15 protein-coding genes are annotated in these 22,448 nt (G+C 36.5%); 9 read left to right on the top strand and 6 right to left on the bottom strand.

The features are described 5' to 3' along the window. Nucleotides 1–225: 225 nt before the first annotated feature. The 6 genes from AC06G9_RS19930 to AC06G9_RS19905 all read right to left on the bottom strand — a co-directional run bounded on the left by AC06G9_RS19930 (nt 226) and on the right by AC06G9_RS19905 (nt 7,736). Nucleotides 226–1,893, bottom strand: coding sequence for a SusD/RagB family nutrient-binding outer membrane lipoprotein (locus AC06G9_RS19930; RefSeq protein WP_108158423.1), 1,668 nt, complete (start codon nt 1,891–1,893; stop codon nt 226–228). A 10-nt stretch (nt 1,894–1,903) separates the two neighbouring features. Next, on the bottom strand, nt 1,904–4,963 hold the full coding sequence (locus AC06G9_RS19925) for a SusC/RagA family TonB-linked outer membrane protein (RefSeq protein ID WP_108158138.1): 3,060 nt from the start codon (nt 4,961–4,963) through the stop codon (nt 1,904–1,906). Between the two features lie 447 nt (nt 4,964–5,410). Then, entirely contained in the window at nt 5,411–6,124 is a 714-nt protein-coding gene (locus AC06G9_RS19920; RefSeq protein ID WP_146171031.1) for a hypothetical protein, read from the bottom strand. Nucleotides 6,125–6,281: 157 nt separating this feature from the next. Further along, on the bottom strand, nt 6,282–7,208 hold the full coding sequence (locus tag AC06G9_RS19915; protein WP_480957000.1) for an EamA family transporter: 927 nt from the start codon (nt 7,206–7,208) through the stop codon (nt 6,282–6,284). Then, on the bottom strand, nt 7,208–7,594 hold the full coding sequence (locus AC06G9_RS19910; RefSeq protein ID WP_045753091.1) for a RidA family protein: 387 nt from the start codon (nt 7,592–7,594) through the stop codon (nt 7,208–7,210). Before AC06G9_RS19910 ends, AC06G9_RS19915 begins: the two co-directional genes overlap by 1 nt. A gap of 10 nt (nt 7,595–7,604) precedes the next feature. Next, nucleotides 7,605–7,736, bottom strand: coding sequence for a DUF6728 family protein (locus AC06G9_RS19905; RefSeq protein WP_307724928.1), 132 nt, complete (start codon nt 7,734–7,736; stop codon nt 7,605–7,607). Between the two features lie 68 nt (nt 7,737–7,804). Between AC06G9_RS19905 and nagA the strand changes: the two genes are divergently transcribed. The 9 genes from nagA (at nt 7,805) to AC06G9_RS19860 (ending at nt 22,447) form a co-directional block, all read left to right on the top strand. Then, nucleotides 7,805–8,917 (top strand): N-acetylglucosamine-6-phosphate deacetylase, encoded by a 1,113-nt coding sequence (gene nagA / locus AC06G9_RS19900; protein ID WP_480956999.1) that lies wholly within the window; start codon nt 7,805–7,807, stop codon nt 8,915–8,917. Between the two features lie 69 nt (nt 8,918–8,986). Continuing rightward, complete coding sequence (locus tag AC06G9_RS19895; protein ID WP_480956998.1) at nt 8,987–10,594, top strand: glycoside hydrolase family 10-like protein; 1,608 nt, start codon at nt 8,987–8,989, stop codon at nt 10,592–10,594. Between the two features lie 160 nt (nt 10,595–10,754). Then, entirely contained in the window at nt 10,755–11,303 is a 549-nt protein-coding gene (locus AC06G9_RS19890; RefSeq protein ID WP_108158143.1) for an acyl-CoA thioesterase, read from the top strand. 244 nt (nt 11,304–11,547) lie between these two features. Further along, nucleotides 11,548–11,931: a carboxypeptidase-like regulatory domain-containing protein gene (locus AC06G9_RS19885; RefSeq protein WP_480956997.1), complete on the top strand. Its 384-nt coding sequence runs from the start codon at nt 11,548–11,550 to the stop codon at nt 11,929–11,931. Nucleotides 11,932–11,938: 7 nt separating this feature from the next. Continuing rightward, nucleotides 11,939–14,710, top strand: a complete 2,772-nt coding sequence (locus tag AC06G9_RS19880) for a SusC/RagA family TonB-linked outer membrane protein (protein ID WP_480956996.1) — start codon at nt 11,939–11,941, stop codon at nt 14,708–14,710. A gap of 12 nt (nt 14,711–14,722) precedes the next feature. Next, the gene (locus tag AC06G9_RS19875) at nt 14,723–16,495 is read left to right on the top strand and encodes a SusD/RagB family nutrient-binding outer membrane lipoprotein (RefSeq protein ID WP_480956995.1); all 1,773 of its coding nucleotides are present in this window, start codon (nt 14,723–14,725) and stop codon (nt 16,493–16,495) included. Between the two features lie 58 nt (nt 16,496–16,553). After that, nucleotides 16,554–17,198, top strand: a complete 645-nt coding sequence (locus AC06G9_RS19870) for a peptidoglycan recognition protein family protein (protein WP_480956994.1) — start codon at nt 16,554–16,556, stop codon at nt 17,196–17,198. A gap of 476 nt (nt 17,199–17,674) precedes the next feature. After that, nucleotides 17,675–18,898, top strand: coding sequence for an exo-beta-N-acetylmuramidase NamZ family protein (locus tag AC06G9_RS19865; RefSeq protein ID WP_480956993.1), 1,224 nt, complete (start codon nt 17,675–17,677; stop codon nt 18,896–18,898). 57 nt (nt 18,899–18,955) lie between these two features. Next, on the top strand, nt 18,956–22,447 hold the full coding sequence (locus AC06G9_RS19860; RefSeq protein ID WP_480956992.1) for a SusC/RagA family TonB-linked outer membrane protein: 3,492 nt from the start codon (nt 18,956–18,958) through the stop codon (nt 22,445–22,447). The last annotated feature ends 1 nt before the right edge of the window (nt 22,448 follow it).

Here is a 22,448-nt window from a genome sequence, read left to right as displayed (position 1 = left end):
GTCATTTGTCTTGATTTAACGACATCATGTTGAGGTTTTGATTGATAATTGGCTGATAAAATACGCTTTTTAAAATTGGAATGGTTAACCGTGATGGATCATAAATGAAACTAGGTCATTGACTTGAAGAAATAAAAGTAAATGTATAGGTCTAAAATAATAAAAAATGGGGGTGATCATGATTTATGATCCACCCCCGCTCTTGTTATAGTATATTAATTTCGATTAAAAATTTCCTTTATTGACATCCCACCAGAGACGTGTGCCGCCATGATCGGCACCGCCAAGTAATGAAATGGCATTTTGTACTTCAGTCGCATTGGTGTTATACTCATTTTGCGGGAATGGTAAACGACGAATCTGAATCTTAGTGTCGATCAGACCAGCACTATTGTTAACCGCAACAGGGAATAGTTTTGGATATCCAGTTCTCCGGAATTCACTCCATGCTTCTTGTCCTTCAGGAAAGATAGCCAACCACTTTTGGGTAATGATGCGTTCCAGTTTTTCTTCATTAGTGGCTGCATCATTCCATTGTATGGTTAAGCTTGTCGGTGAGTCTGCATTATTGCTGGCGTTAAATGGATCAACGTAGGCATCAGCTTTACTGGTATTGTCTTGTAAATATGTGGCTAGACCACTTACACCCCACTGTGCAAAAGAGGTTTCAACACCTTTTTCATAAAGAGATTTTGCTGTTCCACCAACATTTGCCCAACCTCTTAGGGCTGCTTCGCTACGTAAGAAATACACTTCTGCTGCAGTCATTAAAATGGGTGCAGTGGTTGCAGTAAATGAGGGTGTACTCCCATTTGTATTTAAAGCAGATAATACTTGGTATTTATCTTTTTCAATAGCTGCGGCACCTGTGCGGATACCAATGTATTTTCCAGCAAATCCTGTTGTCAGTTTATCAACCGCTACGGGCTCCATATATTTGGAAATACGAGGATCTTTGTAACCCGTCATGTAAGATTGTAAGGAAGCATTCATACGTGTATCTGCCCAGTTTTTTGAAATAAACCAAAGTGGATTGCTAAATGTACCATCTGTAGGAACTTTAATTTTAAAGTTTTCACTATTTGCTTCGATAACTCCACCATTTGCAGGGTCCAACGCTTTTTCGGCTTGTATTTTTGCTAATTGTGGATCTGCTTTTACAATACGAATTGCAAGTCTTAAGCGAAGAGAATTGGCCAATTTTAACCAATTTTTGAATCGGGATTGGTTATCCATATTTGGGTAGACCAAATCAATTTCTTCGATTTTATCTGTCATTGGACTTTCTGCACTAAAGGCTTTTAAGGCTGTAGTAGCTTCGTCCAATTCTGTAAAGAAGGCGTTATAAAGATCGGATTGTTTGTCATAAGGAACGTCACCTGATGTGCCTACTTTACTGTAAGGGATGGGGCCATAAATGTCGGTTACACGGTTGGCCGCTGCAACTTTAATTACTTTTGCTGCTCCCCCAAGAGCTGGATAGGTTTTATCCAATCCGTTTTTTTGTAATTTATCAATAGATTTGATCACATCTAGATAAAGAACTTTAAACGGTTCGCCATTCCAACCATTCACCATAGCATAATTCAGATTGTTTTGACCACTATTGAAAGGAGTAGGGGACATAAAGTAACCGGAGAATACATCTGCATTTAGATTTTGCTGAAGTTGGTATGAATTTGGATCACCGCCTCCAGAGAAATTGTAAATGGCCATTTGGGCTGTTTTGAAGAATAAGACCAGATCTTTCCCATCGGCAGCGAGATCTTCATCGGTTAATCCGGTGTTGTTTTTGTTGTATTCTTCAAAGTTTTTTGTACAGCTGCTCATAGCACTTCCTAGTACTACACAGGCTAACATCAACTTACTTATATTTTTGAAATTGTATTTCATCGTTGTTTTTTTAAAATGTTGCATTCAAAGTAAGACCATAGTTACGGGTTGGTGGCATCATAAAGATATCTACACCGCTTAGGGTATTACCGGTAGACATGGTTACTTCTGGATCAAATGGTGCTTTCTTAGTCAAGTAGAATAGATTTCTACCTACTGCTGAAACGCGGAGTTTTTTAAAGAAACTGTCATTGATATTAAAATCATATCCTAGTACCAATTCACGTAGTCTAACAACTGTTCCATCGTAGATATATTGGCTACTTACAGGTCCCATTCCACCGACAGTGGTATACCATTTTTCGGCATCAACATTGGTCACTGTAGTACCTGAAGCTGTGATGCCATTAATAGCAACTCCGCCATTTGCACGGGCATCGCCACTTGTTTTTGAAACACCGTAACCGTCAAGAAGCGCTTGCGTGATGGACATGACTTCGTAGTCAAATTTGCCGTCGATCAAGAAACTTAAATTGAAGTTTTTATAATTGAAGCTATTGTTCCATCCCATTTGCCAAATTGGATTTGAGTTGCCTAACTTAGTATAGTTTGAATTCTTTTGTGGAGATCCATCTTCAGATACTAGAATACGTCCTTGATCGTCACGCGCAAAATCTTGTCCATAAATATCTCCGAAAGAACCGCCAACTTCAAATTTGGAAGCATAGTTATTACGTCCATCTCCGGTCAATGCAAATTCTTTAATGCGATCATCTAACTTGATAATTTTGTTTTTGTTATACGTAAAGTTTAAACTTGTTGTCCACGTGAAGTTGTCATTTTTGATGGCATCTAATGATACTAATGCTTCAACTCCTTGATTTTGGATATCACCAGCATTGATAGCATATTGATCATACAATGATGCTTGACTAGCCGCAATTTTGAAGAACTGATTTTTCGTATTTGTTTTGTAATAAGTGACATCTACATTTAAGCGGTTGTTCCACATACGCCATTCAGTACCAATTTCCAATGAATGGGTTTTTTCTGGCTTCAAACCTTTGAGAAATGCGATATCATTAAGATTGATGACCCCGTATGCATTGAGGTTATTGGTCAATAAAGTGGTATAAGGTGGTAAATCATTTCCAACGATAGCATACGATCCTCTAATTTTGGCCATGTTGACAAAATCGGGCATATTTAACTTGTCATTTAAAACGACACCTAGACCTACCGATGGGTAGAAGAATGAATTTGATTCTGTAAAAGCTAGGGTACTTGACCAATCGTTACGTGCTGTTAGATCCAGATATAACCACTGATCGTAGGATAAATTGGCACTAGCAAAGACCGATTGTAATTGTCTTCTGTTGTTCAATAGACCTGTTGGAGTTGGTGTAGTTGAATTTTGGATGATAAACTGATTTGGATATTGTAGACCAGCTGTACCACTGTTGTAATCGACACCTTCTGTCTTCCAGTCTGTGATACTGGTACCTACTACACCTGCAATTTGAAATTTATCGTTGACATTGAAATTCATGTTGGCGATCAAATCTCCATATTGCTGAGTAATGGTTGTATTGGTATAACTATATCCTCCATTAGGTCGGGCTAAAATAGACTGTGTACCTGCATATGATTTTCTATCCCAAACTTCACTGGTACGATCGACACTTCCACGTGCTTGAACATTGATCCATGGTGCGATTTGATATTTGGCACTACCGTTTAACAATAGACGGTTTCTTTTTGAACTATTTTGATTTCTGTTGACGATCCACCAAGGGTTTTGTTGTGTGGTTGGGTCATCTGAGAGCGTAAACCAGTTTTGATCATAAAGATTGCGGCTTGGATTGAATTTCTCAAATTCTTTATAAGGAGAAATGTCAACACTGCGAGGCAATAAATAAAGTCCCACTAAAGGATTATAGTAAAAACCAGATGTCGGTGCATTGTCTAGTTTTTGAGTAATATAATTAGCACTTCCTTCTACCGTTAGTTTGTCGTCAAAAAACTTGGCGCTTTCTTTTAGATTGAAGTTGTGACGGGTCATGTCATTATTTGGCGTAATTCCTTTTGCTAAAGTGTTGGCGTAAGAGAAGTACGTTTGATTTTTCTCGTTTCCTCCAGATAATGTCAATGAGTTGGTGAAATTGCTACCCGTTCTTAGGAACTTGTTAACATTATCAAAGTTCGTTTGATCATTTTTTGCTCCCCAACTGGTTACACTTGTCGTGCTAGCATTGCCTCCGGATCCTTGCCCATATTGATTTTGAAATTCTGGTAACGAGGTTGCTTGCTCGATCTGTGCACTGGAGGAGAAGTTAACTGTGGTGCGGCCACCTTTTCCAGATTTGGTCGTGATTAAGATAACACCATTGGCTGCTTGACTACCATATAAAGCGGCAGCTGATGCTCCCTTTAGTACGGAAATATTCTCCACATCTTCGGGATTGATCATGGCAATAGGATCTCCAGGATCGCGTTGACCTCCAAATACATTGTCAGGTTGTGATCCTAATGTCTGATTATTGATCGGTACTCCATCAACAACATATAAAACTTGGTTATTTCCTGAAGCTGATTTGTTTCCCCTTAATACAACTTTGGCAGATCCACCTGGTCCGGATGAACTGGAAGCAATGTTGACACCTGCTACTTTACCATTTAGGTTATTGGCCAAATTGGTGCTTTTCACACGATTCAATTCGTCGCCTTTCAGTTGTTGGGTCGAATAGGTCAACGATTTTTGAGCGCGGCTGATCCCAAGTGCTGTTACAACTACACTTTCGAGTTGTTGTGTCTGAGGCACTAGACTTATGGTTAAAGTAGTCTCATTGGGAGCAAGTGTTACGGTTTTGGTTTCATACCCAACAACACTGATGCTCAAAATACGATTTTTATCGTCAACGTTCACTTGGAAAACACCGCTAGCATCTGATGAGCTGGCTTTAGATGTTCCCAAAACTTTAATAGTAGCTCCCGCTATTGGTGAATTAGACTGGCCATCCACAATAGTACCCTTCACCTGCGTGTTTTGGGCAAGAAGTAAAGATGCTGAAAAGAGCATTGTTGGAACAATACCCAAGATCTTCAATGTTGTTTGTAATTTACTATTCATTTAGTAATATGTGTTATGATCTAATTATGTCTTTACACATTTCATAAGAATAGATTTATAAGCAATGGCTAATTCAATTTAGCTCATTGGTTAGTAGATGTCTTATATTGAATATAGGAGGGCACGTATATAATAGACGTAAAATAAAATCAATATAATTTATTAGCGAGACAGGTTTTTCTCGTAATGGGAATCTAAAGTACTATTGTTCTTGAAATTTTGAAAGGATTTTATAACAAATGTGATACAGTATTCCTGTTTATACTATCTATCTATCTGTTTTACAGTCGATTTATTTTGTCATATTTTTTAGACACCTGTTATTTTGTATCATAAAGGTCTTCGGGTTTCAGAAATTGATATTTTCTATATCATTAGAATTTAGTATAAAAAGACAGCCATAGCTGAATGCTATGGCTGCCTTTTATTAAATAACGGTTGTGTTAATTACTTAGAGAGTTCGACGACAGGTTTATTATTGACACATTTTACGCCTGTCGGATACATATATTCACCTACTGGGCAATTTGGTTTTTCAGCTTCAAGGATATTCTTTTTTAAAGAATTGTAAAGTGCAATATCTTTTTTGATTTCAGTTAGGTTAGCTGTCGTTAAATAAGGGATATAATCAAAGCCACAATCTCTTAAAAGTATAGTAGTCGTCCAATTATCTTTTCCGTTGCACGTGAGGTTATTCAGATAGTTGTCTATCTTAGTTTTTACAGGAGTTATTTGTGCTTTGCTATCGGCTAAACTAAGATCTTTCATATATAATAGCTTGGCTTTTCCATTTTCACAGATAAGTTGAATAGGTGCAGAAACATGCCAAATGCCTTCTTCACAGGGTTCGTAGATAATTCCTTCTCGGATTCCTGCATCTATTCCTTTAGATTCAAGTTCACGATATTCATTCCAAAGTTTTTCAAATTGTGTTTTAATGCGTTTGTGCACAGGGAAATAGCTGTGTCCACACCAATAATTTGCCGCTTTTTCAATGGTCCAATCGTTTAGGTTCTCGCATTTTTCTGAAGCAATGAGCTGCTCAATGGCTTCTCTTTTTTCTTTGGCTAGTTCACTCCATTGCAGTGAAGTTGTTTCATCTTTTTTACATGCGCTAACAAGTAAAATAAATAGCGTAAGATAGCTGAGTTGTTTGATCATGATCATAAAGGTTATAGATTTAAAATATAAGAATTGGACAGAGTATCAGTATTAAAGTACTAATCCTAAAAATTTGGCAAATTCTGAGCACAGATATAAGGTATACATGGTTAATAATCAATTATTAACCATGTAAACGCATTTAGAAATTGAAATGCTACAAATAATTTTTCCTTTTGAAGAGAATTTTTAATTTATCGAAATTAAAAATAATAATGGCAATGAAAATCAGACTATATGCCCAGTATTTATATGGATCTACCTGTTCTTGAAAATAGGTAACAGCCAGTGTAAATGCAATAATTGGGTTGATGTATAACATGATGCCAAGTGTCGAAGAAGATATTTTCTTTAACGCATACATGCTTGAGAATAATGGTATTATGGTAAATAGTAATGCTATGATTAATATAATGCTCCAGAATGTGCCTTCTTGAGGTATTGGACTTTGATCCATTATCATTTGGGGTATAATAAATAACGTACACATGGCTAGCTGTATCGCTAGCATATTGAGTTTGTCAAAACCTTGTATGATACGCTGTAAGACCAGATAGAAGGCATATAGTGAACCAATCGTTAAGGACCATAATACTTCTGTCAGAGACCCCGTTGCTAGCATGAATACGCCGGCTATAGCAATAATTAGAGATAGTTTTTGAGTGGTATTTAAGTTTTCTTTTAAAATGAAATAACCGCCTGCAGTAGTAATCAATGGGCATAGAATATAAGCGAACGCACCCGCTTGTACGCTAATACTGTTGATGCAATAGATATAGGTGTACCAATTTGCAAATAGTAGAATAGCTGATGCAAGCGTAAGATAAACGATTTTAATTCTTTTATTCTTAGGAAGTAGTTGAAAATTGCGATAGTCTTTTTTAAGATCTTTTTTTCTGAAAATAAAGTTGAAGAGCCAAAGAAGTGAAACGGCTAATATGATACGGTAATGCAGAATATCCTCTGCTGACCAATTTTTTAACAAGCGAATAGGGACAGCCATAAATCCCCAAATTAAAGGACCTAAAAAAGCCGCTAAGAAATACTTTCCGCGGCCTTCAGTATCTTGTTCTTTGGTTATCATTAATCTTTCCAAGCAATCACGGAAATTTCTACATTTACATTTTTTGGTAGTGTCTTAACAGCAACACATTCACGTGCCGGTTGTACAGTGGTGAAATATTGTGCATATACTTCATTGACTGTCGCGAAGTCATCCATATTGCTTAAGAAAATGGATGCTTTAACAACATCTTCAAATCCATAACCTGCGTTTTTTAAAATAGCATCTACATTTTTTAAAACTTGATGAGCTTCATCTGCAACTCCTGTTGTGATTAATTCCATCGTTTCTGGAACTAAAGGAATCTGTCCAGATACATATAATGTTTTATCGGCTTTTATTGCCTGATTGTATGGGCCGATTGCTGCGGGTGCTTTTTCTGTATTTAAAATAATTTTTTGAGACATATGTTGGTATTTAGGATGCAAGGAATATTTTATAGATCAACGCCAATATAAAAACAATGATAGCTATGGCATTGATGATATGCATAGCTTTTAGATTGCCGTTGGTGGGGCGATTGGGGTCTTTTTTTCTAAAAAAGTACATGGAACTAAGTTACGCTTGTAAATTGATAATCGCAATGATTATCTTTAAACAATCAAAAATAAAAGATAATGAATAAACTTGCTATAGTTGGTGGCAAAATCTTCTCAGATTATGATCTGATTGAACACAAAGCTCTACTCGTTGAAAATGGAATAATTACAGCTATCGTAGATCCAAAAGAAATTCCAACTGATTGGGAGCAATTGGACGTCAAAGGTGCGAATATTTGTGCTGGTTTAATTGATTTACAATTATATGGCGATGGAGATGACTTGTTTTCCGCTGAATTGACAGCCGCGTCTTTGCAGCGAATTTCGGATGGACTAGCTCGTAAGGGAACGACTTCTTATATGATGACTTTGGCAACAAATACATTTCATGTTTTTCAACAGGCTATTCAAGTTGCTGGTCATTTTAAGCATGACGCATTATTGGGATTACATCTGGAGGGACCATTTTTGAATAGTAAAAAGCGTGGTGCCCACCCTGCTGATTTGATTGTGAAACCTACGAAAGAGAATATCAAAGAACTGCTAGGCGATCATCCTTCTGTCGTGAAAATGATGACCATTGCTCCAGAGTGTATAGATGACGATGTGCTTGAATATTTACAATCTTATGGACTTTTATTAAGCGCAGGTCATAGTGATGCTACATGTAAGGAAGGCACGAAGGGATTCGATCTAGGTATTCCTACAGGAACTCATTTATTCAATGCGATGTCAGCTTTGCACCATCGAGAGGTGGGAATGGTAGGAGCAATCTTTAATCATGCTACAGTATGCGCTAGTATTATTTTAGATGGGCATCATGTGAGTTTTGAAGCTGTTAAAATTGCAAAAAAACAGATGGGTGAACGTTTATTTTTAATTACAGATGCTGTAGCAGCTTGTTCGAAAGGGATTTATCAGCATGTCTTGAATGATGGTTACTATTCGCTGCCAGATGGTACGATATCAGGTGCTGCTGTCTCTTTATTTGAGTCGGTTAGAAATGCTGTACAGCAAGTCGGTATCCCATTGGATGAGGCAATCCGTATGGCTACTACATATCCTGCTCGATTGTTGAAGCGAACAGATATTGGTAATCTAAATCCCGGTAGTATTGCTAATCTTTTAATCTTCTCTGCGGATTATAAACTTCAGGAAGTGCTGGTTAAAGGAAAGTTAATATCGAAGTAGTTCTGTCGATACAAAATCATAATCCGTACATTTGTAGCTTATTTTGAAACAACACATTAACATTTTTGAATGAAACATCACTTATTAATACTATCAGTTGCTTTATTTTTATTTTCATGTTCTTCCAAAAAGAATAGAAAACAAGAGCAGGTAAAGGGTACTACTGAAGTTAAATTGCAACATCCGGATGCAAAAGATAAGCCTCAACGTGAGAAAGTAAAAAATAATATTGAAGAGAAAAAGGCTGAAGAGAAAAAAGAGGTTGTAGTTGAGCTTCCTGAAGTGCAACGTGAATTTCGTGCTGCATGGATCGCTACTGTAGCGAATATCAATTGGCCAAGTAAGAATTTCTTGTCTACTGATGAACAAAAGCAAGAGGCTATCCAAATCTTGGATTTTTTGAAGAATAACAATTTTAATGCAGCTATTTTTCAGGTTCGTCCATCATCTGATGCTTTGTATCAAAGTGATTTGGAACCTTGGTCTTATTTCCTAACAGGAGAACAAGGAAAAGCTCCTTTTCCATATTATGATCCATTAGAATTTTGGGTTGAAGAGGCACATAAAAGAGGTATTGAGTTACATGTTTGGTTAAATCCATATCGTGCGCACCATACTTCCGGAGGTAAGCTGACAGAATCTTCCATGGCTAAAAAGATGGGTAATTCTGTCGTTCGCTTGAAACAGGGATGGTATTGGTTTGACCCATCGAAACAATCAACGCAAGATCATGCTTCACGTGTTGTGATGGATATTGTAAAACGTTATAATATTGATGGGGTACACTTTGACGATTATTTCTATCCTTACGCAGAATATAACGGTGGTCAAGATTTTCCTGATAGTGATAGTTGGAATGAATATAAGAAAAGTGGTGGTACATTGACACGTGCGGATTGGAGAAGAAACAGTGTGAATACATTTGTAGAGCGTATTTATAAGGAAATTAAAGCAGAGAAAAATTTTGTGAAATTTGGTATTAGTCCTTTTGGAATTTGGAAGCCAGGTTATCCAGCAGGTATTCAGGGGTCAAGTCAATATGATCAATTGTATGCGGACGCAAAATTATGGCTGAATAAAGGTTGGGTGGATTACTATACGCCACAATTATATTGGCCTATTCAGCCGGCCAAACAGAGTTTTACGACTTTACTAAAATGGTGGGAGAGTGAAAACACGATGCGCAGGCATCTGTGGCCCGGCATTAATACTGTGGGTAAACGTACGGCAGAATATTCTACTGAGATCGTCAATCAAATTGCGGCAATGCGCAACATTGTTCCGGATAGCAAAGGTATTGTTCATTGGAGTTTAGCAGGTTTGACCAAAAATCCTAGTATGGCAAAAGCTATTTTTGAAGGTCCATACCAAAATAAGGTGTTGATTCCTAGGACACCTTGGCTGAATGCAAATCCGATGTTGAAACCAACTTTGTTGTTGACTTCAGAGAAAGATTTTATTTTTGCAAAATGGCAGCACAAGCAGATTGACCAAGTGTTTCATTGGGTTCTTTATACCAATTATGGAGGAGAATGGTCTTATGATATTCTAGATCCATCGATAACAGCTCGAGAACTTCCGAAAATTAAAAATGGCAAAAAGCTGCAATATGTTGCGGTTAAAGCTGTGGATAGATTGAGTAATGAAAGTCCATATATTGCTGAAAAGATTAAGTAATCTAAAAAATATTAAAAAAGGGTTGTCCAACTTGGATAACCCTTTTTTTTGTAAAGTATGATTTTGGTCGATCACGTCGTCTATGAATGGAAGTCATGGATGTAATTGCTTGATCGGGATCGATTAGGAATTGATTTTTTTCTAAAGTATATTTAATTATATGGAAGAAATTTATAAAAAAGCTGGTGAGTCTGTTATACGGATGTCTCAGTTAATGTTACCCTCCAATGCCAATTTTGGAGGTAAAATTCATGGTGGATATGTGCTTTCTTTGATGGATCAAATTGCTTTTGCAGTAGCCTCAAAATTTTCTGGACATTATTGTGTGACAGCATCGGTTGGAAAAGTTAATTTTTTAAAACCGATTGAAGTAGGGGAATTGATTACGCTTATAGCTTCGGTAAACTATGTTGGCAATACTTCTATGGAAGTCGGTATTCGTGTTGAATCCATGAATATTCAATCTGGTGAAATAAAGCATTGCAACTCTTCTTATTTTACGATGGTGGCAAAAGATGAGCATGGACATTCTGTTCGTGTTCCGCGTTTGATATTGTCGAATGAAAAAGAGGTGTTTCGGTTTTATAAAAGTATCATTAAAATTGAGATTGATAAAGAAAGGGAGCGCGCAATACTTGATTTGGAATCTGATTCGGAGGAACAGTTAAATTATATCAGGGAACGCTATGATGTTAAGATCATGTTGTAATGATTTTTCTTTTTTATGTTTAATTTGTGCGCATTTCTGCATTTTGTTTTTTAAATTTTTGCTCGATTCAATCGATTGTGTTACAAAGAGATGATTTAGGGTTGTGTTTTAAGGCATATTATTAAAATAATTACGCATAATCTTGCAAAGCTTGGAACCTTTTTATACTATTGTAGTGTAATGGTTATAAACCAGTCGGGAAAAACCACCGATTTTAACAATTGCAACTAACTAAATTATTATTATGAATAAAAAATTACTCTTATTCTGTTCGGGAGTGATGTTATCTACCAGCTTGTGGGCGCAAACGAAAACTATTTCGGGCAAAGTGACCAATGCATCTGATGGAACATCCCTGTCGAATGTGACTGTCAGTATTAAAGGTAAAGCAGTCAGTACACAAACTAATCCAGATGGAAGTTTTACAATAAAAGCTGAACCTGGAGACGTCCTCATCTTTAGTGCTATTGGTTCTAAGTCAACACAGCAAATCATTGGTTCTAGTTCTACCATCAATATTGCGCTTTCTGGAAGTGAAGAAGCCTTGGGTGAGGTTGTTGTCACAGCTATGGGGATAAAAAAAGGAGAAAAAAGCTCTGGGATATGCTGTTCAAGATATCAAAGCTGATGAGTTGATGAAGAATAAAACTGCGAATGTTGTCAATTCATTAGCAGGTAAAATAGCCGGTGTGAATGTAACACAATCATCTGGAGCGGCTGGAGCAGGAGCACAAATTATTTTGAGAGGTGGTACATCTTTAGAAAGAGATAATCAACCTTTATTCGTTGTTGATGGAGTTATTTATGACAATTCAACGGTAATAGGGGGGAATAGTAGTTTTGACGGTGCACAAGCTACATCTTCGTCTAATAGCAATAGGGTAATGGATATTAATCCTGAAGATATTGACAATGTTTCAGTTTTGAAAGGACCAGCAGCAGCGGCTTTGTATGGATCTCGAGCAGCAGCAGGTGCTATAATTATCACAACGAAAAAGGGACAGGATGGTCGAACTGAGATTGGTTTTTCGAGCCGTTTTTCTAATAGTTGGGTAAATCGGTTACCAGAACAACAAAGTAAATTTAAGAGAGGGTATTTTAATAGTGCTGGTAAATTAGATACTTATACGACTCAATCTTGGGGGGAAGAATTTGGAGCTGATGATATTATGTATGATAATATTAAAGATTTTTTTCAAAACTCTACCATATTCGATAATGCTGTAAATTTATCCGGAGGTAATAAGAATGGTACTTTTTATTTATCGGCCTCTCGTTTTGATCAACAAGGTATTATTCCCAATACAAGTTTTGATAAAACGACATTTCGGTTTAATGGTGACCAAAAATTTGGAAAGTTAACTGTTGGAACTAATGTTGGTTATTCTTTAGCAAATACAGATAAAACCTTGACATCAGCTGGATTATATGGTTCAGGTGGTACTGGTGCTTTGGAGTCATTGTATGGTTGGTCCCGAAGTGATGATATGAAGAAATATCTTAATGATGATGGTACTAAATATCGAATGTTTGCAGGACTTCAGCCTTTAGAAGATGATGTTGAAAATCCTTATTGGACAATTAATCGTAATGTTCTTGGTGATAATACAGAGCGTTTTACAGGAGGCATTAACGCTACTTTACCCATTTTTGATTGGTGGAATGTGACTTATCGTGTTGGTGCGGATAGCTATTTGACCAAAAATTCAACTCGATTGGGAGAGGATGGAGCTGTAAAAAAAATATGGCAAAATGGAATGATGTCCGAAAGTGACTTTAAGTACAATTATTGGTCATCGAACTTGATGTCAGATTTTAATAAAAAGTTCGGTGATTTCGATCTAGGTGCATTAGTTGGTTTTTTCTCAGAACAAACTAAGACAACCAATAATCAAAGATTGGGCTATAATTTTGAGGTGGAAAATTTCTACAGCTTTGAAAATATTGCCGCTTCTAATAAACAATTTAGGGTCAATAATTCCACAAAAAGACTTTTTGGTTTATACGGTGAATTGCGAGCTTCATATAAAAACATACTTTATTTAAATGTAACTGGAAGAAATGATTGGACTTCCACACTTCCTGTTGCAAATAGATCCTACTTCTATCCGTCGTTAGGTGGTAGTTTTGTGTTTTCAGAACTATTGAAAGATAGTGGAGTGGATTGGTTAACTTTTGGAAAGCTTCGTGCTTCTTGGGCAAGAGTTGGTAAAGATGCTAATCCATATGTCACCAATACTTATCTTTGGAGACCTATTGAATATTTAGGTGGTATAGTTGGAGCTGGTAACAACTGGCAGAAAGGAAATCCTTTATTAAAACCTGAAACGACAGGTTCTTTTGAAATTGGAGCCGAATTAAGGTTCTTTAAGGGAAGATTAGGTATCGATTATGCTTATTATACGAACAATTCATATAATCAAATACTTTCCCCACGTCTAGGTCAATCAACAGGTTATATATTTGTTTCTGTCAACGGTGGTGATATTTATAATAAAGGTATGGAGTTGTCATTGACAGGAAAACCAATAGTAAATAATAATTTTACATGGGAGTCAACTTTGAATATGTCTAGAAATAAGGGTACTGTTGATAATTTGTTAGCAGGAGTTAATATTTTGTATGTGACTGATGTTCAGGTTGGTAATGCAAAAGCTGCTTCCTTCAACGGTGGTGATTTTATGGGTATTTCTGGTTCTAAATGGACGCGTACTTCAGAAGGAAGAGTGGTTTTAGATGCCAATACGGGAATGCCTACAAGTGACAATCAAACGACTTATAACATTGGTAATCGTGAACCAAAATTGACAGGAGGATTTAATAATAGTTTTACTTATAAAAATTTCAACCTTTCTTTCTTATTGGATTTCAGAATAGGTGGAGATATATATAATGGGACAGATTATGCAATGACGCTTAATGGTATGAGTAAGCGTTCGGAAGATCGTAATGAATTGATTTTAAATGGAGCAGTTCGCAATGGCGGTACCGAACAGGCTCCCATTTATGAAGATAAAACCTTTACTTTTTTAGCAGATGAAATTTATGATATTAAAGGTGTAAAAACTAGTGGACGAAAGATTATTCAAGATTATTGGAGTGACTTTTATGCTCGTGAAAGTTCAAATTTTATGACTAATACAAATTGGTTAAGGTTGCGTAATATTTCAATGTCTTATAATTTTTCAAACGGAATTCTAAAAAATGCTGGGATTTCGCACGTAGTAAAAGGTCTAACTGCAACAGTAACAGGAAATAATTTATGGCTTTTGACAAACTATAAAGGTATGGATCCGGAGACATCTGCCGCCGGTTCTGGGGTAACTGGTTCAAGCTCTGTTGGTATTGATTACAATGGTGTACCTAACACAGCTGGAGTTATGTTTGGATTAAACTTTAAATTTTAAGATAGTAAGCTCATGAATAATTATAAAAAAATCTTATCACTACTAGTGGTTTTAACTCTGTTTTCATCATGTAGTAAAAAATGGTTGGATATTAATGTGGACCCCAATACACCATCGAGTACTGTTGCTTCTGTTAAAAGTCGATTGGCTTGGATACAACATTACTATTTGTATGCGCAAGGAACAGCTGGTACAAGGGCAGGATATGTTACCCAACAATTGACTTTTATCAGTAGCACTGGGCAACAAAGTATGGCTGCAGGATGGAACCCCGTTGCAGGTATGTCGACCACGCCATATCAATTCTTTTTTGTAGGTGCAGGATCTAATTTTAAAGATTTGGAAGAAAAAGCCACAGCCGAAAATGCTTACCATTATCTAGGTGCTTTGAAAGCAATTCGTGCTATGGGATTTATGTTGATGACGGATTGGTATGGTGAGATGCCTTATAGTGAAGCACTGGGGGAAATCAATACGCCAAAGTTTGATGATGGTAAAATGATTTATGAAGGTTGTCTCGCTGATATTGATCAGGCAATAGCTTATTTTAATATGACTCAGCCCAATACTGCGACAGCATTGTCTGAAGGAGATAGTTGGAATGCAGGAAATGTAGATAAATGGCTGAAAATGTGTTATGGTTTGAAGGCAAGATGGTTAAATAATCTATCTAAGAAATCGAGTTTATATAAGCCTGATGAAGTATTGGCTGCGCTTGAAAAATCTCCGTTATCTATAGGCGAAAGTACGATAATATCGCATCAGGATGATCCTGCGGATAATATTGGGGATATTTTATTTGCGGACCCCGTGAAAACTTCAATTGTTTTTAATAATGCTGGTATGAATACCAATACTTTAGTGACAAAATGGTACGCTGATATTTTGACGAATTTTGATAATACTGGAGTAGAAGACCCAAGGGCCGATAAGCTTCTCCCTTGGGCACAATATGGATACCCAAAGCAGTTTGTTCGATCTAAAGGAATTGATATGCAATCAACTATCCGTATGAATGCTGGGCCAATAGCTGCTTCTTATAATGCGGACGGTAATGCCATTCAAAATAATGGTCGCACAGTTCCACCGCATTCTTGGTATGTTAATTCTGCAAATTCAGAACGCTGGGGAGATACGGTGTACGTTTCAATAAAAAGTAGTTCGAAAGGTTACGATAGTGATGTATCTGACACGTACAAATGGAAGGATGGGGTGGTAGCAGCTTCGGGAACATTTTATTCTCGTCCTGATGCCCCAACTCATTTATTAGGGTATCCTGAAATGTGTTTTATAAAGGCAGAGGTTTTATTTAATAAAGGAGATAAAGCTGGGGCTTATAATGCTTATGTTTCTGGTATTAAGGGTCATATTGATTTGATGAATATGAAGCTAAGTACTTACGGAAATGAAAATGTAAGTAAATCTCCTATGGCTCAGAGTAAAATAGATAATTTTCTTAATAAAGGTGTTGGAACTGCTGCAGATATTACTTTGGCAAAAATAATGACTCAGAAGTTTATTGCTTTATCATTTTCGCAGCAAAACTGGAATGATATGAGAAGATATGATTTTAGTAGTATGGTGTATCCAGGTTGGAAAGTACCTTATGAATATACTGTAACTTCGGCAGCACAAACAAAAATACCACAAGGGAAACAATTTAGGAGGGTGCGCCAAGTCTCACATGAAATTAATTACAATTCTGAAAGCTTAAAAGCTTCGCATCCAAATGCTTTGAATGATGATATTTGGTCATTTCCGGTTTGGTGGGACATAAAAGAATAATTTATCTTTGAGAGCCGCTATTTGCGGCTTTCGTTTTAATATGATAATAGTTAGAAGTATGAAATATTATTTAAAATTAATTTTAACCCTATTTCCAATTTGGCTTTGTGCACAAACACCTGTTATTATCCAAAAACCTATTCTTTGGAATGCAGAGCGGGAGCAGCTTTCTTTGGAATATCTTAAAAATAGGCATGGTATTGTGCAGCAAAAGGCTGTGATCAAACCAACAATGGTGGTCGTGCATTGGACAGCTAATAATAGTGTTCAAGCAACTTTTAATACGTTTAATCCCGTATTATTGCCTGGGAGGCCAGAATTGACTAAAGCAAGTCCGTTAAATGTTTCTTCGCAATATGTGATCGATAGAGATGGTACGATTTATCAATTTTTGCCTGATACTGTATTCGCTAGACATACCATTGGTTTGAATTATTGTGCGATCGGTATTGAAAATATTGGTGGCGATAAGTATCCACTTACCGACAAGCAGTTGTTGGCTAATGAGGCGCTCATTAGGCAGTTAAAAAGCAAGTATCCAATAGATTTTGTAATTGGTCATCACGAATATAAGACCTTTCGTAAAACTAAATATTGGAGAGAAACAGATTCAAATTATATCACTTCAAAGTCAGACCCTGGAGATGATTTTATGATAAAATTAAGAAGAAGGTTGATTGATTTGAATCTATTATCTTTATAACAGGATTATAAAAAACAAAAAAGGAGTTCTTATGAACTCCTTTTTTGTTTTTGTATTATTTCATCTGATTTCTTGAAATGTGGATGTTTTTTTAATCATATTACTATCTCTTCTAAAATGTTTGATGTAATTTCTTGAAAAATCATTAATTGCTGTTTTGTGCCGCACTTTATTAAAGTAATAATAATGTTACAAAACTGTGTATTAATTACACTAATTATGCTTTTGTAATTCTTAATTATTGTTAATATGTTTTTGATATTCAGTTATTTGCGATGTTTATTGAGTGTTTTTTGTTAAAAAATGTTAAATAACAGTTAATGGTGTATATAGGAAATAAAAGTGACTACTTACTTTGTTTTGCGTTTTTGTAAGTGATTTAGTTAAAAAAACGAAAACATCTACTTACATTTATTCACGAATTATCATCTATTTGCCAGTATGATAGACATGCTACCATTAATTTTTAATAAAATATGAAAAGACTATTTGGATTCCTTTTATTGACGAGTTTTCTTACTTTCACTTCATGTGCTAGTAAATCAGTAGTCATAAATCAGACTTCATTCACTTCTCTAAATAAAAATGCGCAAATTTTAACCGGTGCAGATCAGCTTTCATCTTACTTGCCTATGTTAAAAGGTAAGAAAGTAGGTGTTATGGGAAACCAAACTTCTATCGTAGGGGCATCTAAGGAACATCTAGTAGATGTGTTATTGCGCGAAAAAGTGGATTTAAAATTTGCCTTTGCGCCTGAGCATGGTTTTAGAGGTGATGTGGAGCGTGGAGAGAAATTTGGTAATGATGTTGATTCAAAAACAGGATTGCCATTATACACTTTATATGGAGGTAATCAGAAACAAGACTCTATTGTAAATGCAATTGATGTCATGATTTTTGATCTTCAAGATGTCGGCGCGCGTTTTTATACCTATATCACTTCCTTGCATCGGGTGATGGAATTATGTGCAAAACACAATAAAAAACTTATTGTATTGGATCGTCCAAATCCGAATGGTGATCAGGTGGATGGTCCGGTAAGACATGATGATAAGTTTAAATCAGATGTTTCTTGGCATAAAATAGCGATGATCCATGGTTTGACCATTGGTGAATTGGCTAAGATGATCAATGGTGAAAAATGGTTAGAAAATGGCAAACAATGTGATGTGACCATTGTACCTGTTAAAGGATATGACCATAAGATGATGTATGATCTTCCTGTTATTCCTTCGCCTAGTTTGCCTAATGCTCTTTCAGTCAGACTTTATTTGTCATTGTGTCTTTTCGAGGGGACAGATATTTCTGTAGGACGCGGAACGGATTGGCCTTTTCAAATTATTGGTTATACCAATCCAGTGTATGGCTCATTTACTTTTACTCCTGGTGAACGTCACGGTATGACTAAGCATGTAGAAGGTAAAGGTGCTATTAATTATGGGATTGATCTTCGAAGTGTAGTTCCTTCTGAACATAAATTTACTTTAAAATACGTGTTGGATTTTTACAACAAAACTCCAGATAAATCTACCTTTTTCGCTCGTCCTGCATTTTTTGATAAACTTGCTGGGACTGATCAATTGAGATTGCAGATTCTTGCCGGAAAATCGGAACAGGAGATAAGAGCTTCGTGGGCAGCTGATTTAGCTGCATATAAAATGATGCGCAAGAAGTATTTATTATATCCTGATTTTGAATAAAACAAACTAACTAAATTTCAATATAAAAATTCATTTATTATAAAACGCTACGATACAATGAGAAAATTTATACTATTTTCTGTTGCTGTGGGTCTGAGTGTGCCTTCTAAGTCTTTCAGTAATGTGAGCAAAGAAGGAGTGCTGAATAGCCCTAATGTAACACAGTCACTTTTAGCTTCATCCAAAGCTGCGCTTCAAAATGCAGTTCAGGGGGTGGTGACAGGGCCAGATGGGCCAATGGCGGAAGTAAGTGTAGTAGTTGTCGGAGGGACAGCCTCTACAAAAACAGATACTCAAGGACGTTTCAAGATTACGGCTCCTATCGGGAGTAAGTTGAGATTTACGTCCATTGGTTATGCTACAAAAGAGGCAACGGTAAGTTCTAACACTGTGAACGTTATTTTAGAATCAAGTAATGAATCTTTGGAAGAAGTGGTAGTTGTTGGTTACGGTACACAGAAAAAAGGGAATGTAACAGGTGCTGTATCGACTATCAATGTAAAAGAAAATTTACAGAGTAGACCTATTGCGGATGTTGGTCGTGCTATCCAAGGTACAACACCCGGATTGAGTGTTACAATACCAAGTGGAGAAGTAGGTTCTGATCCAAAGATTAGAATTCGGGGCGCAATTTCTTCTATACAAGGAACATCTAATCCTCTTATTTTATTAGACAATGTTGAAATACCAAGTATTCAATATGTCAATCCTGAGGATGTTGAATCTATTACAGTTTTAAAGGATGCTGCGGCCTCTTCGATATATGGTGCTAAAGCAGCTTTTGGCGTTATTTTGATCACAAGTAAGACGGGAAGTTCAACTGAAAAAATCAATGTTAATTACTCTAATAACTTCTCTTTTCAGAATCCTTTTAAAAGATATGAAATGGGTCGTCTTAATGCATTGAAATATACAGTAGACGCTATGGATCGGGTTGGAGAAACGGAAACTGGAGCTTTTTATAAAATAAATAGAGAGAGTTACGAAAAAGCTGTTGATTGGGATAAAAAATATGGTTCTACGATAGGATCAGATGACCCTACAGTCTATGGGAGAGATTGGTATGTGAATCCTACAGCGCCAACTAAAAAATTTGGTATTCGTACTTATGATCCCTATGATTATATGATTAAGGAATGGGCGCCTACTCAGACCCATAATCTATCGTTAAATGGTAGCATTAATAAAACAAAATATACGGCTTCATTTGGTTCCTTAAACCAAAGTGGTATGTTGAAACCTGGTGATGCAGATAAGTTTACAAGATATAATGCTGCTTTGCGACTAAGTACAGAACTTAATAAGTTTATTACTGTTCGTGGTGGAGCCATGTTTGCTCAGCGAAATAAGACATATCCATATGCCACAAACTCAACTACAGCAGATCCATGGTTATACATGTATAGATGGAGTTCATTGTATCCAATGGGAAATGACGAAAATGGAAATCCAATCAGAAGTCCTTGGAGTGAAAACAATGCGGCAAATGATGCATCGATGTTACGTAACTACATTAATTTAAATGCAGGTGCGACAGTTAATATTAAGAAAAACTGGAGAGTAGATATTGATTACAATTTTACGAATGAAGATTTTTCTTGGAGAAAAAATGGTACGAGATATACCGCTGCAAATTCTTGGGTTGCTGCAAAGCAAAGGCTGGATGCGAATGGTAAACCTGTTTTTGTTAATAGTGATGGTCAAGTAGTTTCTGCAACTGATGCGGGAGCAATACAGGCTTATGATTTGTCCAATGACATGTATACCGCGAATGGTTCTGCACAGGATCATATTTACATGCGATCTGAAAATGAACAAAAACATACTTTTAATGCATATACGACCTATGATTTAAATTTAAATGATAATCATGTATTTAAATTTATGCTAGGTATGAATCGGGTGGCTTCTGCTGGTCAGTATCATTGGACGCAAAAAGCTGATTTAATTGATATCACTAATCCGCAATTTGATCTTGCTGTTGGAACAATAACGGGTAGTGGAGGCGAGTATTGGGAATCTCAGTTGGGATACTTTGGTCGGGTCAACTATGCTTATAAAAATAAATATTTGTTAGAGGCAAATCTTCGTTATGATGGATCGTCTAAATTTCCTACAGATTTGAAATGGAGATGGTTTCCTTCATTCTCAGCGGGCTGGGTAGCATCAGAAGAGAGTTTTATGGAATGGGCGAAGCCAACGTTGAACCAATTAAAATTTAGAGGTTCATGGGGTATCATCGGTAATCAAACTGTACCTTCTGATTTGTATATTTCCAACATGCCTGCAGGTCAAACAAGCTGGGTAATCGATGGAACATTAACAAATTCTGTTGGATCTCCAAAATTGAATGTTCCGAATGTAACCTGGGAAGATCTGGAAACGTTGGATGTCGGTATGGATGCCAGATTTTTCAACAGTAAGTTGGGACTTACTGTTGATTGGTATCAAAAGAAAACAAACAATATGTTTGCTCCTTTAGAAGGTACTACTTTGACTTTAGGTTCAGCACCTCCGATAGGTAATTATGGTACTTTGACTACTCGAGGTCTTGAGATTGCTGTTGATTTTAACCATCGCTTTGAAAATGGCCTTGGAATTAATTTAAGAGCTAATATTGATGATGCTAAATCGGTATTTAGCGGTTATACAGAATCAAGAACCACAGGAGTAAATTATGACGGTCGTGTATATGGGGATATCTGGGGATTTGAAACTGATCGACTGTATCAGTATGATGATTTTGTGTTGGATGCAAATGGAAAGACACAATTAGTTAAGCTGACGCAGGATATGTCAAAATATTATACTGAAGGTGGTAGTCTAGCGTATTTATTGAAGGAAGGACCAAATGGCGAAAAGGCTGTTTATCAACCCAAGTATCAAAATTCATCTAATTTTTATTACGGACCTGGGGACGTAAAGTTTAAGGATTTAAATGGCGATGGAGAAATCGATAATGGTGCAGGTACAATCGATAATCCTGGAGATATGAAAATTATTGGAAATTCTACGCCTAGATATCAATATGGATTTAGAATAGGGGCTGATTTTAAGGGTTTTGATGTTTCAGCATTCTTTCAAGGAGTTGGTCAACGTAAAGTGTGGGGGACTGGATTTTTGGCTATTCCTGGCTTTAATGTTTCTGATGGCGCTATGCCAGCAAGTTTTGTTAATGATTACTGGACTCCAGAAAATCAGGATGCATTTTACCCAGCCGCATTCAATAATGCTGGTGGTACCAATGTAAACAATATGCAGATTCAATCTCGATATTTACTGGATATGTCATATTTGAGAATTAAAAATCTGACAATGGGATATACGATTCCAAAGCGTATACTGGATCGTGCAAAAATTAACAATTTAAGGGTGTATGTATCATTAGAAAATTTCTTTACTTGGGATAAGTTAAATGGCTTGCCAGTTGATCCCGAGGAGGTTGAAGGAGAATCGATTTTTAATGCTACTAACTATAATGGTGGTCGTACAGGTGTTGGTACTCCAACATTCAAAAGTGCATCATTTGGTGTTCAGTTAAACTTTTAAT

This window comes from Sphingobacterium sp. MAE, from assembly GCF_056711605.1.
Note: the sequence above shows the minus strand (reverse complement) of the source record. Positions and strands in the feature narration are given on the sequence as shown.